The organism is Streptomyces sp. NPDC058373 (assembly GCF_042723275.1).
Classification (GTDB): domain Bacteria; phylum Actinomycetota; class Actinomycetes; order Streptomycetales; family Streptomycetaceae; genus Streptomyces.
This window is the reverse complement of record NZ_JBHXJE010000023.1, coordinates 25,886-47,270: the sequence shown is the minus strand read 5'-3', so window position 1 is coordinate 47,270 and position 21,385 is coordinate 25,886. Positions and strand designations below refer to the sequence as shown.

Genomic DNA, 21,385 nt, shown 5'->3' with positions numbered 1-21,385 from the left:
GGTCGCCGGAGCGCCCGGGTCAACCGGAGGGCCGATCCGTATCCGCCATGCGTACTCCCCTAGGTGGATGCCCGCCGCGCACGCCCCCCGGCCACGCCGCACGCGCCCGGCTGCCCGGCCCGGAGCGGAACCGCGGCGGGGCGCCTCGCCGGCCCCCTCTAGCCTGGGCCGGATGACAGCTGAGGGCGAGTGGCGCGGGTGGCGGGCGGCGGCGGAAGAGGCGCTGTACGGGGCGGACGGGTTCTACGGGGGCGAGGCCGGGCCGGCCGGGCATTTCCGTACGTCGGTGCATGCCTCGGCGTTGTTCGCCGGGGCGGTGGTCCGACTGCTCGGCGCGGTCGACCGGCTGCTCGGGGAGCCGCCGGAGCTGGCCTTCGTCGACATGGGCGCGGGCCGGGGCGAGCTGTGCGCCGGGGTGCTCCGGGCGCTGCCGTCCGAGCTGGCCGGGCGGACCCGGGTGTACGCGGTCGAGCGGGCCGTGGGGCGGCCGCCGGGGCTGGACCCGCGCGTCGAGTGGCAGGACGTGCCGCCCGAGGGGGTGGCGGGGCTGCTCTTCGCCAACGAGTGGCTGGACAACGTCCCGGCCGAGGTCGCCGAGGTCGCCCCGGACGGGAGGGTGCGCATGGTGGAGGTCGCGGCGGACGGGACGGAACGGCTGCGTGCCGAGCCGTCGGCCGAGGAAGCCGCGTGGCTGGAGCGGTGGTGGCCCCTGGCGGGCGCCGCCCCCGGGACGCGGGCGGAGATCGGCGCACCGCGTGACGCGGCGTGGGCCGTGGCCGCCGGGACGCTGCGGCGCGGCTTGGCGGTGGCGGTCGACTACGGCCATGAGCGCGCGGCCCGGCCGCCGTTCGGGACGCTCACCGGCTTCCGGGAGGGCCGCGAGACCCGCCCGGTGCCGGACGGCTCGTGCGACCTCACCGCCCACGTGGCCCTCGACGCCTGCGCGGCGGCGTTCGCCGCGGCCCCGGCGGGCGCCTCGGGCCCGGGCCCGGCCCTGCTCACCCAGCGCCAGGCCCTCCAGGGGCTCGGCGTGCACGGAGGCCGGCCCCCACTCGCACTGGCCTCCACCGACCCGGCCGCGTACGTCCGGGCGCTGAGCGGCGCCGGTGAGGCGGCGGAGCTGACGGCCCGGGGCGGCCTCGGCGACTTCGGCTGGCTGCTCTGCCCGGTCGGCACGGAGCTGCCGCCGCTCGGCGCCGGGCCGGAAGGCGGGGGAAGCGGATGAGGCGGACGGGGTGCCCGGAGTGGGCGCGGCGGTCCGCGCGGGCGGCGTGGGCGTGGTGGGTGCGGTGGCTGACGCGGGCCCGGCGCCTTGGACGTGGCTCTCCCGCCCTACTTGTCGATGTCCCCGACCACGAAGAAGAGCGACCCCAGGATGGAGACCATGTCGGAGACGAGGGTCCCCGGCAGCAGCACGGACAGCGCCTGGATGTTGTTGTAGGAGGCGGAGCGCAGCTTGAGCCGGTAGGGGGTCTTCTCCCCCTTGCTGACCAGGTAGTAGCCGTTGATGCCGAGCGGGTTCTCGGTCCAGGCGTAGGTGTGGCCCTCGGGGGCCTTGAGCACCTTCGGCAGCCGCTGGTTGACGGGCCCGGGCGGCAGATCGGCGTACCGGTCGAGGCAGGCGTCAGCGAGGTCGAGCGAGTTGTACGTCTGCTCCAGCAGGCACTCGAAGCGGGCCAGGCAGTCCCCCTCGTCCCGGGTGACGACCTTGAGGACGTCGCCCAGGTCTCCGTAGGCGAGGTAGGGCTCGTCGCGGCGGAGGTCGAGGTCGACACCGGAGGCGCGGGCGATGGGGCCGCTCACACCGTAGGCGTGGACGTGTTCCTGGCTGAGGACGCCGACGCCCCGGGTGCGGCCCCGGAAGATCTCGTTGCCGAGGACGAGCCGGTCGAAGATGTCCATGCGGGCGCGGACGGCGGCGACGGCGGCGCGGGCCCGCTCGGGCCAGCCCGCCGGCAGGTCCTCCTTGAGGCCGCCGACGCGATTGAACATGTAGTGCACCCGCCCACCGGAGAGCTCCTCCATGACGGCCTGGAGCTCTTCCCGCTCGGTAAAGGCGTGGAACATCGGCGTGATGCCGCCGAGTTCGAGGGGGTACGAGCCGAGGAACATCAGGTGGTTCAGCACCCGGTTCAACTCGGCGAGCAGCGTCCTCAGCCAGACGGCCCGCTCGGGCACCTCCATGCCGAGCATCCGCTCGACGGCGAGGACCACGCCCAGCTCGTTGGAGAAGGCCGACAGCCAGTCGTGGCGGTTGGCCAGCACGATGATCTGCCGGTAGTCACGCGCCTCGAAGAGCTTCTCGGCGCCCCGGTGCATGTAGCCGACGACCGGTTCGGCCGAGACGACCTGTTCCCCGTCGAGCACGATGCGCAGCCTGAGCACGCCGTGGGTGGAGGGGTGCTGGGGGCCGATGTTGAGCACCATGTCGGTGCTCTCCGCGCCGCCGCCGATGCCGATCATCGTCTCCGTCATGGGGTCAGTCTCTCGCATCTACGCTGGGGGCATGGAGACGGGGAGCGGGACAGACGCGGGCGGACCGGCGGCCGACGGCACGGGAGCGGAAGGCCCGTCCGGCGAGCCCGCCTGGGCCGCGCTGCCGCCCGGCCTGCTGGTGATGCGCCGCCTGCTGCTGGCGGCCTGGTCGGTGGGGCTCGCCCTGGCGGTCGGGGTGGTCCTCGGCCTGCTCGTCGGCCCCGGCTGGGCGCTGATCGCCCTGGTGCCGCTCTCGGTACTGGCGTGCGGCTGGCCCCTGCTGGCCCGGAACTGGCGCTCGTGGCGGTACGCCGAGCGCGCCGACGACCTGTTGATCAGCCGGGGCGTGCTCTGGCACGAGCAGACGGTGGTGCCGTACGGCCGGATGCAGCTCGTGGAGGTGACCTCGGGGCCGCTGGAGCGCCGGTTCGGCCTGGCCGGGGTGCAGCTGCACACGGCGGCCGCCGCGACCGACGCCCGCATCCCCGGCCTGGACCCGGCCGAGGCGGAACGCCTCCGCGACCGCCTCACCGAGCTGGGCGAGGCCCGTTCGGCGGGGTTGTGAACGAGGAGGCGCGGGAGGCCCGCGACGGGGCAGGGGGCGTGCCCGGGCCCGGGCACGAGGACAGCACGCCCGACGCCGGGCGCGGCCTTCCCAGTGAGGTCCCCCAAGGCCGGCGCGGCCCGAACCGCGACTCGGCCCAGGCCGGACGCGCCCCCGAGCCCACCGAGTCCGCCCCGGGACCGGGCGCCCCCACGGAGTCGTCCCGGCCCACGGAATCGACCCGGCCCACGGAATCGGCCGCCCCCACACAGCCGGCCAAGGACCCCACCCCCGAAACCCCCGGGCCCCCCGGCTCTTCCGGCTCTTCCGGCTCCCGCGAGTCCCCCCAGGCCCCCTACTCCCCCGAGCCCCCCGAAGAGCGCAGGCTGCACCCCGTCACCCCCTTGCGGCGGGCGTGGGCGCCCATCGCGATTCTGGCGGGGTGGGCGTTGCACGACCCGAACAGCGCGTACCGGCACGTCAGTGACCTGGCCACGGGGACGCTGTTGCTGGCGCTCGGTGTGCTGCTGCCGGCGGCCGCGCTGTACGGCTTCCTCTCCTGGTGGGTGACCCACTTCTCAGTCACCGACACGGAGCTGCGCATCCGGACGGGGGTGCTGTTCCGGCGTACCGCGCACATCCGGCTCGACCGGCTCCAGGCGGTCGACGTGACGCAGCCGCTGCTCGCCCGCTTCCTGGGCGTGGCGAAGCTGAAGATGGACGTCATCGGCACCAGCAGCAAGGACGAACTGGCCTACCTCAGTGAGGCGGAGGCCCGGAAGTTGCGGGCCGAACTACTGGCGCGTGCCGCCGGATTCGCCCCCGAGGCGGCGGCCGAGGTGGGGGATGCACCGGTCCGGCAGTTGGTCCGGGTGGCGCCGCGCATGCTGGCGGTCAGCCTGCTGTTGACGGCGACGACCTGGCTGTCGCTGACAGGCGCGCTGGTGGTGCCGGGGTTCCTCTGGTTCGCCACCCACAACCTGTGGACGGTGCTCGCCGCCGGTCTCCCGCTGCTCGGCGCCGCCGGGGCGACCAGCGCCGGGCGGTTCGTCCGCGAGTACGACTGGACGCTCGGCGAGTCCCCGGACGGGCTGCGGCTGGACCACGGCCTGCTCGACCGCGTGCACGAGACGGTGCCGCCCGGCCGGGTGCAGACGGTGCGGATCGTCGAGCCGTGGCTGTGGCGACGGCTCGACTGGGTCCGCGTGGAGCTGGACGTCGCGGGGTCGGAGAACGGTGTGCTGCTGCCGGTGGCCGACCATGCGACGGCTCGCGAGGTCATCGGCCGCGTGCTGCCGGGCGTCGAGGTGCCCGAGGAGTTCGTCCGCCCGCCGGGGCGCGCCGCCTGGTGCGTGCCGGGCTGGTGGCGCGGGTACGGCCTGGCGGTGACCGATCGCGTCTTCGCCGCCCGGCACGGCCTGTTCCACCGCACCGTCGCGCTCGTCCCGCACGCCAAGGTGCAGAGCGTCCGGCTGGAGCAGGGGCCGTGGCAGCGTCGCCAAGGGGTCGCCGACGTGCACGTGGACACCGGCGCCGACAAGACGGTCACCGCTCGCCTCCGCGACGCCACCGAGGCGGCCACCCTCCTGCGCGAGCAGGCCGACCGCTCCCGCACCGGCCGCCGCACGGCGCAGCCGGACCGGTGGATGACGGGCCCCCGGCCGGAGCAGGGGGGCGCCTCCTCGGCGTAGGGAGTGACCGCCTCCCGCACGGCGCGACGGCCCGCGCCACGGCCCCGACGGACCCGGATCCGGGCCAAAGCCGCCTCGGCATATGCCGTGCGGCTGGTCAGTTCAACCCGGCGCGCGGTGGACCGGCCATGAAATCCGCATGTCTGATTGGTGATTCCCTCGCTGCCCGGCACCGGCGGCGCCCGGGATACTGGCGAGTAAGGAGCTGGGCACGCAACGGACCGAGGGGCAGCGTGAGAAAGGCGGACGGGCACAGTACGGTGCATCTCTGGTCCCTCAGCGAGGAGGTCGGGATCGAGGACGACTCCTCCGGCGACGGGCTCGTGCTGACCGGACCGGAGGGGATCGACCGGGTCGCCGACGCGTCGCCGCTGGTCCGCGAGGCCCTGCGGCGGATGCAGCTCGGCCCAGTCCTGCTGGCCAACCTCGAACCGCCGCCCGGGGGCGGGGCCCCGTGGACCGGGAAGGTTCCCGACGGCAGTCGCGACCCCCTCCTGGCGCGGACGCTGGCGAGCCTCTCCCACCTGGTGGTGCGCACGCTGGCCATCGACGACCTCGGCGGACCACTGCTTTCGGCCCTTCCTGTGGCGCGCCCCGCCCCCTTCACCCCGGTACGCCCGCCGCCCCGGCAGCCGGTGCGGATGGCGGGCAGCGTCTCGCTCACCCTGGAGGGCGGCGGCTTCGCGCTGCACTCGGCCGCCGCCTCGCACCGCGTCCTGCTGCACCGGCCGGAGGCGGCCCTGGTCGTCTCGCTGCTGGGATGGCCGGTGACCCCGGAGGCGGCGGCCGACGCGCTCCCCGTGCCCGGCGCGGTGCCGCCGGGCGTCATCGGCTACCTGGCGGCCGCCGGGATGGCCACGCCGGCGGGCGGACCCGGTACCCCGCCGGCCCACCGGCCCCCCGGCCGACCCTGACCGCGCACCACCCGGCACCGTCTCGGCCCATCCGAGCGACCACGGCCACCACGGCCACCACGGCCGACCCAGTCACCTGGAATCCGGCTCCGCCAGGGCCGGGCCCCAGGCCCCCGCCTCAGAGCAGCCAGTCGGAAGCCTGCGCGATTCTGATCGCGTCCACCCGGTTCCGGGCGTTCAGCTTGGAGACGACGGTGGTGAGGTAGTTGCGGACCGTCCCGGCCGAGAGGTGCAGCTCCTTGGCGATCTCGCCGGCCTCCCACCCCTGCGCCACCAGCCGCAGCACCTCCGTCTCCCGCTCGGTGAGAGGGCTGTCGGCACCGTCCCAGGCCGAGAGGGCGAGCTGCGGGTCGATCACGCGCTGACCCGCCACCACCCGGCGTACGGCGGTGGCCAGCTCGTGCGGCGGGGCGTCCTTGAGCAGGTAGCCGGATACGTGCGCCGAGAGGGCGCGGCGCAGGGTGCCGGGGCGACCGAGGTTGGTCAGGATCAGCGTCCGGCACTCGGGCAGGGCGTCACGCAGCCGGGCGGCGGCGGTCAGCCCGTCGATCCCGGGCAGGTCGATGTCGATGATCGCGATGTCCGGGCGGTGTTCCAGCGCGCTGGGCAGGATCTCGTCGCCGCGGCCGACCTCGCAGACGACCTCCAGGTCGCTCTCCAAATTCAGCAAGGCGACCAGGGCGCCGCGGACCATGTGCATGTCCTCGGCCAGCAGGATGCGTATCGCCATGGAGGCCGCTCCTCAGTTCGTGGGGGAGGTGGTGGTGCGTTACGCGGCGGAGCCCTGGGCGTACGCGTCCGCGTCGAGGGCGGGCACGCCCCGGACGGGCTGCGCGGGGGCCTCGGCGGTCAGGGCGAAGGTCTCCTGGCCCGCGCGGGAGACGGAGAGGCGGCCGCAGACCGCCCGCAGCCGCGTCTCCAGGTTGCCGAGGCCGCTGCCGCTGTGCGGCGACATGTCGCGGTAGGCGGGGTCGACACCGTCGTTGGAGATGCTGAGCCGGACCGTGCCGTCCTCCTGGACGGCGGTGATGGCGCAGGCTCCGGCGCGCGAGTGGCGCAGCAGGTTGGTGATCGCCTCGCGGGCCACCGCGGCCAGCACGGTGTCGACCCGGGGATGGATCTCGCCGAGCCGGATCTCGGCGTGGACGGTGACGTCCGCCGACCGCAGCAGCGACTCGGCCGACGCCAGTTCCTGCGCCAGCGACATCTCCCGCAGCCCGGCGGCGACCGAGCGCACGTCGGCGAGCGACTTGCGGGAGATGGCGAGGACTTCGCCGACCTCCTCCATCGCCCGCTGCGGGTGGCTGGGGATCAGGCGGTGGATCAGCTCGCTCTTCAAGGTGATCACGGAGAGGCTGTGGCCCAGCAGGTCGTGCAGGTCGCGGGCGAAGCGCAACCGTTCCTGCGTGACCGCCATCCGGGTCAGCTCGATCCGCGTGTCGTGCACCGCCCTGACCAGCTCCGCCAGCCGCGAGAGCCCGTACACGACCAGCCCGGTCAGCAGGGTCGACTGGACCAGGTAGAAGGCGTCGCGCAGCGGGAGGCCGTCGAGGAGCGGCGGGATCGCCATGGTGGCGCCCACGACGCCGTAGGCGGGCCAGGCGAAGCGCGGCGGCAGCAGGAGCAGCAGCGACCCGGCGAGGAATCCGGCCATCGAGCCCCACTGGGACTGGAAGACCACGATCGGCAGATACGTCAACGCGGCCTGGCAGCCCAGGGCGACGCCCCGCTGCCACGGGAGCGTCTGCCGTGCGCGGGCGCGTGAGTGGCTCAGCTGGAGCAGGAAGATGAGGAGCAGGCACAGGTAGGAGACGGCCAGCGAGAGATCGCTGTGCGGCGCCGCCGCGATGTTGATCGCGGTGACGCTGAGGTAGCCGAGCAGGACGACGACGAGGATGAGACGGGCCAGTTTCGGCTCCGGCAGGTAGAGGAGTTCGGCCCGCGCGAACGGCGCCGCCTCCCCGGAGCCGGCGGTCTCCGTGTCTCCCTCCGCGTCCCCTGTCGCCCCTGTACCCTCCAGTGGTCTGCCATCGCCCCGTCGCATTCGTACGCAGCCTCTCCCCCGTCGAACCTCCGTGCTACGCAAGGAGCGTAAGTGATCTGCGGGGAGGGTGTGCCGGGATCGTGGCGAGGGGGCGTGCGCGGGACCCGCGCCCCGGAGAGGCGGCGCGCGGGTCCCGCCGCCGGGGTCAGACGAAGAGCGGGGTCGGATTCAGCTCCTCCAGCCTGCTGGGCTCGGCCCGCAGCCCCAGCTCCACCGGCGTGTCGTACAGCCGTCCGGGCGCGAAGCGGGGCCAGAAGTGGCGGAGACCGGGCACCAAGACCTTTACAACCGGAAGGGCCAGATCCGGCCTGGTCTGGTCCAGGACGAGCAGTTCGAGCCCACGCGATCGCAATAGTTCCGTAATGGATCTGACGTCGTCCAACAGGTCGCCGGAGGGGGCGTACGACCAGTGGCCCGGGGTGCGTGCCCCGATGGCCGGATCGGGGCGTACGTAGGGGCGGTTGGCGGCGGTCGCATGGCGCCACCAGTCCAGCGGTTCGGGGTCCGTGATCCGGTATCCGCGCCCGTCCGGGGTCACCTCACCGACCAGCGGCAGGAGTTGGCCCATCTCGGTGAGCGCGCGGCGCAGCGCGACCCGGGGGTCGAAGTGGGCGCCGAAGCCGAAGACGATGTCCTCGGCGGGCTTGTCGGTGCGCCGGGAGAGCGCGGCGACCACCGGGATGCCGAGGTCGCTGGTGAGGTCCAGCGCCCACACCTCGCGGCCGACCGACCGGTACCCGGCGCGCAGCCGCTCGATGTACGGCTCGCCGAACGAGTCGAGGTCGACGGCGGGATGGCGGGTGCGGTTGTACCACCACATCGCGACGGCGTCCCGCTCCACCAGCTCCAGGAACCCCTGGACGAGGGCGTCCTCGGGGCTGCTCCCGGCGGCGTTGCCGTTGGAGTCGGCCCACAGGCCGTCGCTCGCCTCCTCCTCGCCGAAGAAGAGCAGCGAGGTGGGCAGCAGCCGCTGGGTCTGCTCCGTCAGCGACCAGACCGGGGTCCAGTCGGTGGGGCTCTCCTCGTCGAAGCGGCGCGGGACGTGGTGGAGGTGGGAGCCGCCGCCGTTCCAGCGGTCGCGGTCCGCCAACTGCCGCTCGTGGAAGAGCTGGCAGGCGTTGGGGTGGACGGCGGCGGAACCGAGCGCCCGGTAGGTGTCGCGCACCACCGGCTCGTCGCCCTGCCGGGTCCCGCTGTACCGCTCGACGGCCTCGCAGAGCGCGCTGGTCCGGGCCTCGGTGTCGGTGAGGCCCTTGCCTCCGCTGAGCGACCGCAGCCCGGCGCGCAGTCCGGCGAGGGTGCCGCTGCGCATGGCGAGGTTCTGCCCGGAGAGGTACGTACTGATGAAGCCTGGGCTGCCCGGTGCCCTGCGGATCTCCTTGACGACGCCGGTGACGGGGCTGACCAGGTGGCCGTACCGTTCCAGCATCTGGGCGGGGGTCAGCGCCCGGTGGCCGTTGAGGTCGTCGGCCGCCTTGGCGCGCGACTCGGGGACGAACGGCCGGTCGATACGGCGGGCCGTCAGCCCCGGGTCGCCGCAGGCCGCGCACTGCGGAAGCCGCGCCGCCGGGTGGGTCTCGGCGGCCAGCGTCAACGTGTCCAGGGTCGTCACCCCGTCGTGACTCGCGCCCCGCGCCCCGGCCAGCCACTTGGCCGCCTCCAGGACGGCCAGGTGCACGGCGACGGCCCGGCCCGCCGGAAGCGTGGCGTGCGGACGCCGTACGGGGCCCGTCTCGCCCAGCGCCCGCTGGAGCGGCCACTCGGCGAACCGGTGGCCGCGCAGCCGGGTGGCCAGGCAGTGCCAGCACGGGCCGTCGTGCGGGCGGAAGACGGGCCCGACCCAGAGGGCGGCCGAGCCCAGCCGCGCCAGGAGCCAGGGCTTGCCCGCCGCTCGGTGCCGGGCGTCGGCCTCGGCCAGTTCGGGGTCGAGGTAGTCGTCGCACAGGACGAGGGAGAAGTCGGCCTCCTCCGGCGTGGCGGCCACCGCCAGCCCCGAGGCGCGGCACGCCTCGGCGGCCCCGGCCGGGTCGGCCCCCGCCAGGGCGACGACGGCGACCGCCGCCCCGGCCAGGGCGGCCAGGGCGACAGGGCCGCCGGGCCCGGCGAGGTCCCAGTAGGCCTCGGCGTCGGGGTCGGCGGGGGCGGGCGCGGCCGACTCGGCCGCCTCGGGCGTACGGAGGCGGAGCAGACCGGCCGCGTCCAGCGCCCGCAGCGAGCTGGTCGCCTCCTCGCGGGTCAGGGCCGGGGCGGCGGCCCGTACCACCCCGGCGTGGTCGCGGGTCCCGTCGAGCAGCGGGACCAGCACCTCCGCCGGGGCGCCGCGCAGGGCGGTGACGCCGCGCTGGGAGACGAGGTACGCCGCTTCGCCCGGTACCACCGTCGCCCGCAGATGACTCTTGAAGCCGATCAACCCGCCGCGGTCACCGGCGAGTTCCCGGCCGCCTCCCCCGACGTCCGTCATGCCTGGAGCTGCTCGCGGGTGGCGGGGCCCGGGACGGCCGGGGCGGCGGCGATGCAGATGGTGAAGAGGGCGGTGCCCTGCTCGGGCAGCGTCTCCAGGTCCTCGATGACCAGGGCGCGCGCCGAGACGGCCGCGGTGTCGGAACGCGGAGTGGAGATCGTGGCAGAACTCATGGTGATGGTTTCCCTTTCATCCGGTGGGGTGTGCACGCCTGGTCGTGCCCGGCGCCTCCCCCGAGGGCCCCCGGATCGGGGTCCGTTGCAGCGATTCTGTTCGAGCACGGTGAACTTCGGACAGCCCCGGAGGTCACCAAGCGGCCATGAAAATCTCATGGGGCGGACGCCGCCGTTCGGTGAAGTCCGAAACAACTGGCCGGCGCCCGCCCGGGAGCCGGAAGCTCCTCGTACGGACGCCGGGACGATCCCGCCCGCCCGGACCGGGTCAGGCGGCCGCGGTCGGGCTCGGCGCGAGCAGCGGGGTCGGGGCCGGGGTGCGGAGCCGGCCGCCGAGCAGGGCCATACCGAGCGGAGTCACCGAGTGCAGCGCGCAGTTGCGGACCCGGCGGGTGGTGATGAGGCCCGACTCCCGCAGTATCGAGGCGTGCTGGCTGGCGCTGCCCGGGGAGACGCCGAGCCGCGCGGCGAGCTGGCTGGTGGTGCAGGTGCTGGTCAGGGCCCGCAGCGCCGCCGCCCGGGTCTGGCCGACCAGCGCCCGCAACGCCTCCCCGCCGATCGCGTCGGGCTCGTCGGCCGGGGCGAAGAGCTCCGAGACGTCGGAGGGTACGGCGAAGACCAGCGCGGGCTGGCCGCTGTCGCGCTCGGCGTGCAGCGCGCGGCCCACCAGGCCCGGCAGGAAGGCGGAAGGGCTGAGCAGCAGGCCGCGCCCCTTGAGGTGGATGTCGCGCTCGGGTCCGTCGTGGATCTCCAGCACCGGGGGGTTCCACACGATCCTCGGATGGAGCGTGGCGAGCAGCCGCTCGACGCCGCCGGTCATCACGATCCGGCCGTGCTCGGCGCACTCGTTGTCGAGGTGCTCCAGGACGCGGTCCCAGTACGGGGCGCCGCCCGCCCGCCACATGTCCACGGCGAGCCGCGTCACCTCGGTACGGCTCAGGTGGAGCGCGGCCAGCGCCGAGGTGTCCGCCTCCGGGGAGGAATCGAGGAGGAAGAGCAGGTCGTCGGGGGCCCGCAGGGAGCGGAGCAGCGGGAGCAGCGGACGGTTGAGCGAGTACGTGTCGCGCAGGCGGCCCAGGGTCTCGCCGCGCCATCGCGCGTACTCCGCGTTGCGCGAGTGGGCCAGCGCGCCGAGCGCGAAGATGCCCTCGGCCACCGGGCCGAGCGTGCTCTGCAACCGCGTGCGGGCCAGGTCCGCGGCGGAGAAGTGAATCCTCTGCATGGTGTATCCCCCGTTGGTGAGTGATGGACCCGCGCGGGCGGCGCGCGGCCGACGTTCCGCCACCGGTTCGCGGTGGACGCGCCGCCCGCTGCCCGGTCCGCCGGACGGTCTCCGACAGCGGTGCCGTGCGCACGGATACCTCGTGGTGTTGGTGCCAGGGACGCCCGCGCGGGGTCGCTCCTGTCCAGACTCATCGCAGACGGTGCCACGGAGGGGGGCGCGCGGACAGTGCCGCGTTCCTTGAGCCGCCATGGCCGATTCACCACCACGATCATGAATTCTTCAGGTCCGGGGCGGGGGAGCTCGCTGAGGTGTTCCGGGGGGTTCCGGAGGGCTCCGGAGCGGGCGCGGGGCGGGGGTCCGTGCGGGTGGGGCGGGTTGTGCCGAGGTTCCTGCGGAATCGGCCGCGGGGGTTGCGGGGGGTTGGGGTGCGGGTGCCCGTGGGTGTGGGCCGGCTGCCCCGGGCAAACCCGGGCGGGGCGTACGTGGCTGGTTCTCGCGGTACGCCGGGCCGCGGGGCCCCTGCCGACTCGGTGGCCTCAAGCGCCGGCCGGGCTGTCCGCCAGGCTGGGCTCCGGACCTGCGGTGCCGTTCCGGGGTGGCCTCAACCGCCGGCCGGGCTGGGATATGGCTGGGCTTCGGTCCCACACACCGCTTCAAGATGGCCTCAAACGCCGGCCGGGCTGGGATATGGCTGAGGGCCGGACCTTCAGCGCCGGTCCAAGGTGGCCTCAAACGCCGGCCGGGCTATCTATTGCCCAGCCGCCCCGAGCCGGCAGCCCGGCCAAACCCTGAGGCCATCGCGAAGCAGCACCACAGATCCGGACCTCGGCCCCAATCCAGCCCGGCCGGCGCTTGAGGCCACCTTGAACCGGCACCGCACGACCGGACCCCAGCCAAAACCCAGCCCGGCCAGCGCTTGAGGCCACCTTGAACCGGCACCGCAGGTCCAGACCCCAGCCGAAACCCAGCCCGGCCGGCGCTTGAGGCCACCTTGAACCGGCACCGCAGGTCCAGACCTCAGCCAGAACCCAGCCCGGCCGGCGTCTGAGGCCCCGCCCCGGCAGGGTTTGCCGTGGGCTGAAACTCTTGGCCGCGGCGGAAGCCGCATGCCTACGCTCCCCCCGCAGAAACGTGAAGGTCTCTGCGGGAGCCCGGGGAGTCCCCCGCCGCCCCGAGCCGAAGGCGCGCCCCTGTGGTCCAGGCCCGCGCCCCAGCGATCGCCCTTGGGGGAAAAGCTGTGATCAGGGAATCCGTGGAGGAAGTGGTCCGCAGGGCCAGAGTCGCGCAGGCGGAGATCGCCTCGTGGTCGCAGGCCGACACCGACCGGGTCGTCGCGGCCGTCGGGTGGCACTGCTACCAGGAGGAGACGGCCCGGCACCTGGCCCGGCTCAGCCACCGGGAGACCGGGCTCGGCGACGCCGAGGACCTGTACGCCCTCCAGCGCAGGCGGGTGCTGGGCATCCTGCACGATCTGCACGGCGCGCGGACAGTCGGCGTCGTCGAGTCGGACCCGGCGCTGGGCCTCGTCAAGATCGCCAAGCCGCTGGGGGTCATCGCCGTCGCGAGCCCCGCGACGGCCCCGGCCCCCGGCATCATCTGCAACGCCCTGCCGATGCTGAAGACCCGCAACGCCGCCGTCTTCAGCCCCAACCCCCGGGCCCACCGCAGCGCCCGGGCCACCGTCGACGTGATGCGGGCCGCGCTCGCCTCGGCCGGCGCGCCCCCGGACCTGCTGGCCTGCCTCCCGGAGGCCGGCCGCGAGGCCGGCTCGCTGCTGATGGCCGAGGCCGACTCGGTCGTCGCCATCGGCGGCTCCGGCACCGTACGCCGCGCGTACCGCAGTGGTACGCCCGCGATCGGCGCGGGGGTGGGCAACCCGACGGTCGTCGTGGACGAGACGGCGGACCTCGCCCAGGCGGTGGCGACGGTCCAGCACGGCGCCGGGTTCAACCACGGCACCTCGTGCTCGTCCGAGAGCAACGTCCTGATCCACCACTCGGTGGCGGCCGCCTTCGAGGAGGGCCTGGTCGAGGCCGGTTCCCACCTCTGCGACGAGGCGCAGGCGGCCCGGCTGACCCGGCTGCTGTGGCCGGACGGCACCGCGCTCAACCGCGACATGGTCGGCCGCCCGGCCACCGAGCTGGCCGGGGCCGCCGGGATCGACCTGGGCGGGCGCAAGGTCTCGGTCCTCGCCGTCCGCTGCGACGACCCGTGGCGAGACACCCCGCTGCTGCGGGAGAAGATCTCACCGCTGCTCACCCTCGCCGTCTACACCGACTTCGCCGAGGCCGTCCGCCTGGTGCAGTCCATCTCGGAGCGGTGCGGCATCGGCCACAGCTGCGCGGTGCACACCGCCCGCGAGGACCGGGTGTTGCGGCTGGCCGAGGAGGTCACGCACTGCCGGGTCGTCGTCAACCAGTCGACGATGACCAACACCGGCAGCCTGACCAGCGGCGTCCCCTTCACCACCACGCTCTCCAGCGGCAGTTGGGGCGGCTCCAGCGTCGCGGGCAACGTCACCTGGCGCCACTTCCTCAACCACACCACGGTCTCCCGCCCGATCCCCGCGCGCGTCCCGGACGAGGCGGCGCTGTTCGCCCCGTACCGCGGTGAGGCCCCCCACGCCGCCGGGAGCCGGGGCGCGGAGGCCCTCACCGCGGCCGACGCCTGACCTCGTCGGGCGGCGCGCCCGGAACCAGACCCGACGGCCTACGGAAGAAGGGCACCTGTGCCGACCGCACACGTCAACGGAATCAAGGTCAGCTACGAGGAGACCGGCAGCGGCGAGCCGGTGGTGATGGTGATGGGCTCCGGCGCGGGCGGCCGCTCCTGGCACCTGCACCAGACGCCGGCGCTGCGCGCGGCCGGGTACCGGGTCGTCACCTTCGACAACCGGGGGATCCCGCCGACGGACGTCTGCGCGGAGGGGTTCACCGTCGACGACATGGTGGCCGACACCGCCGGGCTCATCGAGCACCTGGGGCTCGGCCCCTGCCGTCTGGTGGGCACCTCGCTCGGCGCCCACGTCGCCCAGGAACTCTGCCTGGCCCGGCCCGAACTGGTCAGCCAGGTGGTGCTGCTGGCGACCCGCGGCAGGACCGACGCGATGCGCCGGGCGCAGGCCCGCGCGGAGCGCGAGTTCCACGACGGCGGAGGCGTCATGACCCCCTTGTACGGGGCCACGCTGCGCGCCCTGCAGAACCTGTCCCCCGCCACGCTGCGGGAGGACAAGGAGATCACCGACTGGCTGGACATCTTCGAGATGGCGCCCCTCTCCCGGCTGCCGGGGTACCGGGCCCAGCTCGACATCGACCTGACCACCGACCGGCGGCCCGCCTACCGGCGGATCACCACGCCCTGCCTGGTCGTCGGTTTCGCCGACGACCTCGTCCTCCCTCCCCACCTGAGCCGCGAGGTCGCCGAGGCGATCCCCGGCGCCCGGTACGTGGAGATCCAGGACGCGGGGCACTACGGCTACCTGGAGCGTCCCGACCAGGTCAACAACGCCCTGCTCGATTTCTTCGCGCGGCGCGCCTGAACCGGCAGGGGGGCCGGGAAACGCCTCGCGCGGCGATCCCCGGCCCCACCGGACCGCACCACCCGGGGTGACTTCGACCCCAGGCGAAACACTTTGAACCGGTCGACACGGCCGGGAGACCATGCCGCGGGAACCGGGATCGGACCGGAACCCCAACATGAGGAAAGGGAAACTCATGGAGAACCCGTTCGACGACGACAACGGCGTCTTCTACGTCCTGGTCAACGAGGAGAACCAGCACTCGCTGTGGCCCACGTTCGCGAAGGTGCCCGACGGCTGGACGGTCGTCTTCGGCGAGGAGAGCCGCCAGGCCTGCCTCGACTACGTCGAGAAGAACTGGACGGACATGCGGCCCGCCAGTCTCATACGCGAGATGGACGGGGTCCCGGCCGCGCCCCCGAGCACGGTGGCGCAGACCGCCGTACCCGCCTGATCCACGGGCGAGAACCTCGCGGGTGTCCCGGAGTGCAGTCCGGGGCACCCGCTCCCGCGTGTTCAGACCACGTCGCGCCGCATCGGCACCAGCACCGCCACCGCTGACGCCACCAGGGCGTATCCGGCCAGCAGCAGCCCGCCGCCCACCGGGGAGAGCAGGGAGACCGGGTTGGTGGCCAGTTCGCCGGCGATGGCGTCGGCGATGTAGGTGAAGCTGGTCAGGGAGGCCGTGGCGCCGCCGGGGAGCAGCGGGTAGACCAGGTTGAGGCCCGGGATCATCATCAGGATCAGCTCGCCCATGTAGAGGTAGCCGATGACCACGGCGAGGGCGACGGTCTGGTTGCGGATCAGCGCCCCCATCGCCACCCCCAGCAGGGTGTAGACCGCCATCGTCAGCGCCAGCCGCAGCAGCAGCGCCCACACGGTGCCCGCCGCCATGCCGGGCGTGACACCCCGCGCGGCGAGCGCCCCGTAGAACCCGGCGCCCGCGGCGGCGGCCAGCACCAGCCCGTAGACCAGGCCCGCGGTCCCGTAGGTGGCCAGTTTGGCGGTCAGCACCTGCCAGCGGCGGGGGGCGAAGAGGAAGGTGTACGTGGCGGTGCGGTGCCGGTACTCCGCCGTCATCGCCAGGGTGCCGAGGGCGGCCGGGACGAAGACGGTGAAGCCGAGCATCCCGAGGACGGAGAGGATGCCCTCCTCGGTGTGGAGCCCCGGCATGGGCGGCGAGAAGTTCTCCGGGCCCACCGCCGCCATCAGCCCGACCAGACCGCCGCCGAGCAGGACCGCGGTGAGCAGCGCCCACATCCACATCCTGGTCGCCGTCAGCCGGCGGAACTCCGCCTTGATCAACGCGTTCACCGTGCGTCCCCCTCGCTCTCCTTGGTCAGGTCGAAGAACAGCTGCTCCAGGCTGGTGCTGCCGGTCGACAGCTCGTGCACCCGCAGCCCGGCGGCCGAGGCGCGGTCGGCGATCTGCGCGGTGGTGAGCCCGCGGACCATCAGCGACCCGTCCTGTGCGGTCTCCACGGCGTCGGCCGCCGGGCCCCGGGTGCCGTCCAGGAGCAGCCTCCGCAGCTGTTCGGCGTCGGGCGAGCGGAGCTGGACCGTGGCCGGCCGGAAGCGCTCGATCTCCTCCAGCGGCCCGGCGGCGACGAGCTTGCCGCGCCGGATCATCACGATGTCGTCCACGATCTGCTGGACCTCGCTGAGCACATGGCTGGAGACGAGGACCGTGCGCCCTTCGGCGGCCAGCTCCCGCAGGAAGGTGCGCAGCCACGCGATCCCCTCCGGGTCGAGACCGTTGCTCGGCTCGTCCAGCAGCAGGACGCGCGGGTCGCCGAGGAGCGCGGTGGCGAGGCTGAGCCGCTGCTTCATGCCGGTGGAGAAGGTGCGGGTGCGGCGGTGGGCGTGCTCGGCGAGGCCGAGGCGGGCCAGCAGCTCGTCGACCCGCCCGGCCGGGTGGCCGCCCATCGCGCAGTAGATCCGCAGGTGGTCGCGGGCGGAGTGGTTGGGGTGGAAGGCGGAGGCGTCGAGGACGGCGCCGACCACGTCGGAGGGGCGGCGCAGTTCCGCGTAGCGCCGGCCGCCGATGGTGGCGGTGCCCTCGGTGGGGGTGACCAGGCCGAGGATCATGCGCATGGTGGTGGTCTTGCCGGCGCCGTTGGGGCCGAGGAAGCCGGTGATGACCCCCGGCTCGACGGCGAAGCTCAGTCCGTCCACGGCGGTGACCGGGCCGAACCGCTTGGTCAGGCCGGTCACCTCGATCCGGGGTGCCGTGGCGGCGCCGGTGGCGGGGGCCGTGGCGGCCCGCGTACCGGACTTCGTACCGCCCTGGCCCGTCTCCGTGCCGCTCTGCAGTGCGTTCTCGTTCATCGGCCCTTCCCCAGGTGGTGCGAGAGCTCCTCGGCGAGGCGGTCGGCGTCGTCGACCGAGAGCACCAGCTCGTCGAAGTCGGCGGAGGCGGCCGCGCGGTCCAGCAGGATGTGCAGTCCGGGCGAGCCCCGGTAGGCCGCGACGAGTTGGCGCGGGCCCTTCACCAGGCCCCAGGTGCCGACCTTGGCGAAGCCGGAGACCTGGATGCCGCTGCGGGTGCCGTGCGCCTCGCGGAGCGGGTTCCGGATCGGGGTGATGCGGCGGAGGGCCGCCAGCGGGACGGTGACCTTGTCGCGCTTGAGCCACATCCGCTCCCAGCCGCTGAAGGTGACGGTGAGTGCGGTGCCGGAGGTGTTCATCAGTGCCATGGGGAACTTCCCATCCCTCGGGGAACCGGTGCGGGTCCCGTGCGTCTTCTGCGCTGGCCTTCTGTTCTAGTAGTTGTATATCAGATAGGCTGCGTGTTGTGCAGCTACTACTCGATCTCGACAGCGAGGTCCCGATCTACCAGCAGATCCGGGACCGGGTGGTGGAAGCCATCGCGGACGGCACGCTGAAACCGGGCGAGTCACTGCCCTCCACCAGGCAGTGCGCCGTCGACCTCGCGATCAACTTCCACACCGTGAACAAGGCGTACGACCTCCTGCGCCGGGAGGGGATCATCCGCATCAACCGCAAGAGCGGCGCGGTGGTCCACCCGGACGTGGGCCGGCCGACCCCGGAACTGCGGTCGGGCGACGACTGGCGGCCCCGCCTGCGCGTCCTGCTCGCCGAGGCCGTCGTCCGGGGCGTGCCCGAGGAGGAGATCTCGGCGTACGTGAGGTCGGCGCTCGACGGGTTCGCCCTCGGCGGCGGCGGAGAGGAAGGGGACGAGGGAGGGGAAGGCGGTGGATAGGCAGTGGTAGCAGAACGGCCCGGCGGGACGGACGGATTCGACGCTCGCCGAAGACGGTTGTGGGGCGGACCGCTCCCGGGGGAGGTTGGCGCGTGGTGCCGGGCGCGCGGTGGCGCGGCGGCGCACCGGGCCAGGCCGCTCCCGCGAGGCCGCTCCCATGACCATGACTGCCATGACCATGACTTCGTCGGACGGATCAGGTGAACGCCGTGCTTGTCAGCCTTCTCGTCAACTCCGCGGTGCTCCTGCTCCTGGGAGCCGTCTTCTACGCCGCGCCGAGCCCGCATCTCAGCCCCCGATCGGTGCCCTTCGGTGTCCGGGTGCCTCCCGGCAGGGCGGACGCCCCCGAGGTCCACCAGGAGCGCCGGCGCTACCGCACCCTGCTCCTGCCCGCCACCGCCGTCCTCACCGCCGCCTCGCTCGGGCTCGGCGCGCTCACCGACAGTGCCCTGGTCGGGTCGGTGGCGGCGCTGGTGCTCTGCGGTGTCGCGACCGTGCTGTGGCTCCGCGCCCACCAGGCGCTGACCCGCGCCAAGGAGGAGGGCGACTGGTACCAGGAGCTGCGCCAGGGCGCCGTCATGGACACCTCCCTGCGCACCGACCCGGTACGGATGCCCTGGCTCTGGGTGGTCCCCTCGCTGGTGGTGCTCGCCGTCACGGCGGCGGCCGGGGCGTTCGCCTATCCGGAGCTGCCCGACGCGATGCCGCTCCCGGAGCGCTCTCCCAGCGGCACCGTCTACCGCGAGGTCGCCACCACCTTCTGGTCGGCCTTCAGCCTGGTCTTCGCCCAGCTGGCGGTCACCCTCACCATGGTCGGCGCGGTCGCCGCGGTGCTGCGTGCCCGCGCCGACGTGGACGCCTCCCGGCCCCGGTCCAGCGCGGCCGAGTACCGCCGCCGGCTCTCCCTGACCGCCCGCTCCCTGCTGGGCGTGGGCGCGCTCATCAACCTGATGCTGCTGGGCCTCTCCGCGATGATGTGGAGCGGCAGCCGCTCGGGCGCGCTCCTCGCGGTGGTCGTCGGGGTGCCGATGGTGCTCGCGCTGGCGGGCGCGGTCTACCCCTTCCTCCCGATGGCGAAGGGCCGGTCCGCCGAGGCCGACGGCGAGGAGGACACGGGGCTGGTCGCGCGGGACGACGACCGGTTCTGGCGCGCGGGCGGCACGATGTACCTCAACGCCGACGACCCCGCCGTGCTGGTCCCCAAGCGCGTCGGCATGGGCTGGACGGTCAACCTCGCCAACCGCCGCTTCCTGGCCGGCGGCGCCGTGCTGCTGGTGCTGGCGGCGGCAGTGGGCGTGGTGGTGGCCCTCGGCTGACGCGCGGGCCGCGAGCACCTACGCCGCTTCCCCTCCCCATGCCCTGAACGGGTCCGTCCGGATGCCCCGGCCGGACCCGTTCCGTTTCCCCTCAACTCCCCTTTGACCTGCGGCTTTCCGCTGCTGCTGAAGCTGATTGCGGTTGCCTGCCCCGCACGGGAGCCTGGTGAGGCAGGCGAGGCATGTCCCGCCGCCCCCGTAGTCGACGCCGTGCCGCGACGCGTCGCGCCGTGGTCCGCGCCGGGGCACGACGATCAGCGTGAAGGGCCCGGTGGGTGCAGTGGGCGCAGTAGGTGCAGTAGGTGCAGTGGGCGTGGAGAGTGCCGTGGGTGGGGCCGGGGTGCCCGGCGGTCCGGCGGCCGGGAGCGCGGGCATCGCCGCGCTCTTCGAGGAGCTGGTCCGCGAGCACCGGGTGACCGGCGCGCAGCTCGCCGTCTACCGCGGCGGCACCCTCACCGAGTGCGCCACCGGGGTCGCCTCCGTCCGCACGGGTGAGCCGGTGACCCCCCGTACCGGCTTCCCCTTCGGCTCGGTGACCAAGTTCCTCACGGCCGAGCTGGTCATGCAGTTCGTCTCCGACGGCGACCTGGACCTGGACGAGCCCCTCGCCGGCCTCCTCCCCGACCTGAAGCGCGCCGCCGACCCCACCCTCGGCACCGCCACCGTCCGCCAACTCCTCAGCCACACGGCCGGGGTGGCGGACAGCATCGAGTACTCCGAGATGCGCGGCCCCTCGTACCGCCGGTTCGCCGGGGTGTGCGCGCAGGCGCCGAACCTCTTCCCGCCGGGCCTCGCCTTCTCCTACTCCAACACCGGCTACTGCCTGCTCGGCGCGGTCGTCGAGGCGGCCTCGGGCATGGACTGGTGGACGGCGATGGACAGTTGCCTGCTGCGGCCGCTCGGCATCGAGCCGGCCTTCCTGCACGACCCGCGCCCCGGCCAGGGTGGCGCCGGGGCCCGGCCTGTGGCCGAGGGCCACGCGCTGCGCGCCGGGAGCGAGGTGGCCGAGCGCGTCGACCACATGACCTCGCTCTCCCTCGCCGCCGCGGGCGGCCTCGTCGGCAGCGCCACCGACCTGGTCACCGCGGCCCGCCCGCACCTGGCCGACCGGGAGGGCTTCGCCCAGCGGCAGCTGCTCCCCGAGGACGCCGTCCGGCAGATGCGCACATGCGTACCGGACGCCGAACCGTTCGGCCTCGCCGACGGCTGGGGCCTCGGGCTGATGCGCCACCGCGACGGCGACGACGCCTGGTACGGCCACGACGGCGCGGTGGGCGGCGCCACCTGCAACCTCCGTATCCATCCGGGCCGTTCGCTCGCGGTCGCGCTCACCACCAACTCGACCGCCGGGCCGAGGCTGTGGGAGGCGCTGGTCGCGCGGCTGCCGGAGACCGGGCTCGACGTGGGCCACTACGCGCTGCCCGTCCCCGACTCCGCGCCCACCGCGCCGCTCGCCGACCACCTCGGCACGTACGCCAACGGCGACCTGGAGCTGATGGTGGTCCGCGACCCGTCGGGCGGCCTCTTCCTGACCCGCGAGAGCTACTCCGACTACCACCTCTCCCTCCACGAGGACGACCTCTTCGTCGCCCGGGACCGCGAGCACGACTCGCTCCCGATCGTCGGCCGCTTCGTGCGGGAGCGGCCGGACGGGCCGGTCGTCCTGCTCCAGTACGGCGGCCGGGCCATGCAGCGGCTCTGAATCCGCCCCGGACCGGCGGGCACCCCGTGACGCGGGTGCCCGCGGTCCCCCGTTCCCGCCCGCCGGGAGCGACGTCCCGTCCGTACGCCATCAGTTTCGAG

General features: G+C 74.0%; 19 protein-coding genes. 10 read left to right on the top strand and 9 right to left on the bottom strand.

What is annotated here, in order from left to right; all coding sequences use genetic code 11:
- The first annotated feature begins 172 nt into the window (after positions 1-172).
- The gene (locus ACFWMZ_RS15610) at positions 173-1,225 is read left to right on the top strand and encodes an SAM-dependent methyltransferase (protein ID WP_383201955.1); all 1,053 of its coding nucleotides are present in this window, start codon (positions 173-175) and stop codon (positions 1,223-1,225) included.
- Between the two features lie 107 nt (positions 1,226-1,332).
- Here the strand turns inward: ACFWMZ_RS15610 and ACFWMZ_RS15605 are convergent, their stop codons facing one another.
- Entirely contained in the window at positions 1,333-2,475 is a 1,143-nt protein-coding gene (locus ACFWMZ_RS15605) for an NADH-quinone oxidoreductase subunit D (RefSeq protein ID WP_383174652.1), read from the bottom strand.
- 31 nt (positions 2,476-2,506) lie between these two features.
- On the opposite strand from ACFWMZ_RS15605, the gene ACFWMZ_RS15600 reads away from it, so the two are divergent.
- The 3 genes from ACFWMZ_RS15600 to ACFWMZ_RS15590 all read left to right on the top strand — a co-directional run bounded on the left by ACFWMZ_RS15600 (position 2,507) and on the right by ACFWMZ_RS15590 (position 5,624).
- Positions 2,507-3,040 (top strand): PH domain-containing protein, encoded by a 534-nt coding sequence (locus tag ACFWMZ_RS15600; RefSeq protein WP_383201952.1) that lies wholly within the window; start codon positions 2,507-2,509, stop codon positions 3,038-3,040.
- 365 nt (positions 3,041-3,405) lie between these two features.
- Complete coding sequence (locus tag ACFWMZ_RS15595) at positions 3,406-4,710, top strand: PH domain-containing protein (RefSeq protein WP_383202008.1); 1,305 nt, start codon at positions 3,406-3,408, stop codon at positions 4,708-4,710.
- 260 nt (positions 4,711-4,970) lie between these two features.
- Entirely contained in the window at positions 4,971-5,624 is a 654-nt protein-coding gene (locus ACFWMZ_RS15590) for an NADH oxidase (protein WP_383201949.1), read from the top strand.
- A 118-nt stretch (positions 5,625-5,742) separates the two neighbouring features.
- On the opposite strand, the gene ACFWMZ_RS15585 is transcribed toward ACFWMZ_RS15590, so the two are convergent.
- The 5 genes from ACFWMZ_RS15585 to ACFWMZ_RS15565 form a co-directional block, all read right to left on the bottom strand.
- Positions 5,743-6,354, bottom strand: a complete 612-nt coding sequence (locus ACFWMZ_RS15585; RefSeq protein WP_383174643.1) for a response regulator transcription factor — start codon at positions 6,352-6,354, stop codon at positions 5,743-5,745.
- A gap of 39 nt (positions 6,355-6,393) precedes the next feature.
- The gene (locus ACFWMZ_RS15580) at positions 6,394-7,668 is read right to left on the bottom strand and encodes a sensor histidine kinase (RefSeq protein WP_383174640.1); all 1,275 of its coding nucleotides are present in this window, start codon (positions 7,666-7,668) and stop codon (positions 6,394-6,396) included.
- A gap of 145 nt (positions 7,669-7,813) precedes the next feature.
- On the bottom strand, positions 7,814-10,129 hold the full coding sequence (locus ACFWMZ_RS15575) for a TOMM precursor leader peptide-binding protein (protein ID WP_383174637.1): 2,316 nt from the start codon (positions 10,127-10,129) through the stop codon (positions 7,814-7,816).
- Entirely contained in the window at positions 10,126-10,302 is a 177-nt protein-coding gene (locus ACFWMZ_RS15570; protein WP_383174634.1) for a hypothetical protein, read from the bottom strand. The genes ACFWMZ_RS15575 and ACFWMZ_RS15570 overlap by 4 nt, the downstream gene beginning before the upstream one ends.
- 268 nt (positions 10,303-10,570) lie before the next feature.
- Entirely contained in the window at positions 10,571-11,524 is a 954-nt protein-coding gene (locus ACFWMZ_RS15565) for an ArsR/SmtB family transcription factor (RefSeq protein ID WP_383174631.1), read from the bottom strand.
- Positions 11,525-12,764: 1,240 nt separating this feature from the next.
- On the opposite strand from ACFWMZ_RS15565, the gene ACFWMZ_RS15560 reads away from it, so the two are divergent.
- From ACFWMZ_RS15560 to ACFWMZ_RS15550, 3 genes are all read left to right on the top strand, one after another.
- Positions 12,765-14,198 (top strand): aldehyde dehydrogenase family protein, encoded by a 1,434-nt coding sequence (locus tag ACFWMZ_RS15560; protein ID WP_383174628.1) that lies wholly within the window; start codon positions 12,765-12,767, stop codon positions 14,196-14,198.
- 57 nt (positions 14,199-14,255) lie between these two features.
- Positions 14,256-15,065, top strand: a complete 810-nt coding sequence (locus ACFWMZ_RS15555; RefSeq protein ID WP_383201946.1) for an alpha/beta fold hydrolase — start codon at positions 14,256-14,258, stop codon at positions 15,063-15,065.
- A gap of 175 nt (positions 15,066-15,240) precedes the next feature.
- Entirely contained in the window at positions 15,241-15,498 is a 258-nt protein-coding gene (locus ACFWMZ_RS15550) for an MbtH family protein (RefSeq protein ID WP_383174621.1), read from the top strand.
- Between the two features lie 62 nt (positions 15,499-15,560).
- Here ACFWMZ_RS15550 and ACFWMZ_RS15545 read toward each other — a convergent pair whose 3' ends face one another.
- Genes ACFWMZ_RS15545 through ACFWMZ_RS15535 form a run of 3 tightly spaced genes read right to left on the bottom strand, consistent with a single transcriptional unit; the run spans position 15,561 to position 17,739 of the window.
- Positions 15,561-16,358: an ABC transporter permease gene (locus ACFWMZ_RS15545; RefSeq protein ID WP_383174618.1), complete on the bottom strand. Its 798-nt coding sequence runs from the start codon at positions 16,356-16,358 to the stop codon at positions 15,561-15,563.
- Positions 16,355-17,371 (bottom strand): ABC transporter ATP-binding protein, encoded by a 1,017-nt coding sequence (locus ACFWMZ_RS15540; protein WP_383174615.1) that lies wholly within the window; start codon positions 17,369-17,371, stop codon positions 16,355-16,357. The genes ACFWMZ_RS15545 and ACFWMZ_RS15540 overlap by 4 nt, the downstream gene beginning before the upstream one ends.
- On the bottom strand, positions 17,368-17,739 hold the full coding sequence (locus ACFWMZ_RS15535) for a hypothetical protein (protein WP_383174612.1): 372 nt from the start codon (positions 17,737-17,739) through the stop codon (positions 17,368-17,370). Before ACFWMZ_RS15535 ends, ACFWMZ_RS15540 begins: the two co-directional genes overlap by 4 nt.
- Positions 17,740-17,837: 98 nt before the next feature.
- On the opposite strand from ACFWMZ_RS15535, the gene ACFWMZ_RS15530 reads away from it, so the two are divergent.
- The 3 genes from ACFWMZ_RS15530 (at position 17,838) to ACFWMZ_RS15520 (ending at position 21,284) form a co-directional block, all read left to right on the top strand.
- The gene (locus ACFWMZ_RS15530) at positions 17,838-18,266 is read left to right on the top strand and encodes a GntR family transcriptional regulator (RefSeq protein ID WP_383174610.1); all 429 of its coding nucleotides are present in this window, start codon (positions 17,838-17,840) and stop codon (positions 18,264-18,266) included.
- A gap of 209 nt (positions 18,267-18,475) precedes the next feature.
- Positions 18,476-19,582, top strand: coding sequence for a DUF1648 domain-containing protein (locus ACFWMZ_RS15525; protein ID WP_383201943.1), 1,107 nt, complete (start codon positions 18,476-18,478; stop codon positions 19,580-19,582).
- Between the two features lie 313 nt (positions 19,583-19,895).
- Positions 19,896-21,284: a serine hydrolase domain-containing protein gene (locus ACFWMZ_RS15520; protein WP_383201940.1), complete on the top strand. Its 1,389-nt coding sequence runs from the start codon at positions 19,896-19,898 to the stop codon at positions 21,282-21,284.
- Positions 21,285-21,385: the final 101 nt, after the last annotated feature.